This window comes from Mycobacterium persicum (assembly GCF_002086675.1).
GTDB lineage: Bacteria > Actinomycetota > Actinomycetes > Mycobacteriales > Mycobacteriaceae > Mycobacterium > Mycobacterium persicum.
In genome coordinates this window covers 1-1235 of sequence record NZ_MVIF01000242.1, presented here as the reverse complement: position 1 = coordinate 1235, position 1235 = coordinate 1, and the positions used below count along the sequence as shown (strand labels likewise).

The 1235-nt window shown below is 65.1% G+C and carries 1 protein-coding gene; it reads right to left on the bottom strand.

What is annotated here, in order from left to right; all coding sequences use genetic code 11:
• Nucleotides 1-1235: PPE family protein (locus BST40_RS28130; RefSeq protein ID WP_075545611.1), on the bottom strand; the 1235-nt coding region annotated here is incomplete at its 3' end.

The following is a 1235-nucleotide window of genomic DNA, read 5'->3' as shown; positions in this document are numbered from 1 at the left end:
TAGCCTCCGGATAGTGGGCGTGACATTACGGTCATTTTGAGTCCGTATCGGGGTACGACGCCGCCGCGTCCGGTTGCGGTTGAGGGCATTCCGGGTAGGCCGGGCATGGCTGCGGGTGCGGCGTCGCTGGTGGGCAGGGTGGTCAGGGGGGTGGCGGCCTGGAAGGTTTTGGCGGCGACGGTGGTTTGGGGTGTGGCCCAGGAGGGGGGCACTGATAGTTGGCCGATCGAACCGGCGCTGCGTGCGGCGGCCGAGACTTGTCCGCCCAGGACGCCACCGGCACGCATGGTTGCCCCGGAGAGTGATTTGGCGATGGAGTTCAGCGGGGCCAGCAGGGCCGGAGCGACTTTGGGTACGGTTTCTGCCACCGGTTGTGCCACACCGGAAATCAAGCCGAGGCTTTTTTCGGTGTTGATGATCCCGTTGGCCATGCCGCTGACGCCGGTCACCGAACCCATCGTGGAGTACCAGGCGAACAGGGCATCCAGGGCGGTGAAGTCGTCTTTGAGGATCTTGGGCAGTTTCAAGGTGTTGACGAAGACGCCTAATTCGTAGAGCGGCAACCCGATTTCGGGCAAGCCGACGGCGGTCAATGCCTTTCCGATGTCTTCGAGCAGCTTTCCGATCCAGTTGCCCTTGTTGTTTGGGTTGGGGGCTTTGGTGGCGGCGTGGGCGACCGCGGCGTGTTGAGCGCTGCGCCCGCCGGGGTTGGTGTTGGGTTGCGGGGAGGCAAACGGGGTCAGTTTCCATGCTGCCGCCGAGGCGGTGGTGTAGTCCTCCATTGCGGTGGCGTCTTGGGCCCACATCTGCATGTATTGGGCTTCGGTGGTGGCGATCGCGGCGGTGTTTTGGCCGAAGAAGTTGGTTGCGATTAGCGCGAGCAGCTGGGCGCGGTTGGCGGCGATCACCGGCGGGGGCACCGTCATCGCGAAGGCCTGCTCGAAGGCGGTGGCGGCGGCGGTTGCCTGGGCCGCGGTGTGCCGGGCTTGCTCGGCGGTGACGGTGAGCCAATCCACATAGGGAATGACGGCGGCGGCCATCGACATCGACGACGGACCCGTCCACTGCATGGTGGTCAGGTCGGTGACCACCGATCGGTACATGCTGGCCGCGGAGTGCAGTTCGGCGGCCAGCAGTTGCCAGCTGGCCGCGGCGGTGCGCAGCGAACCCGAGCCTGCACCGGTATACATCCGGGCCGAATTGACCTCTGGCGGTAACAGCGCAAAATCAAACAC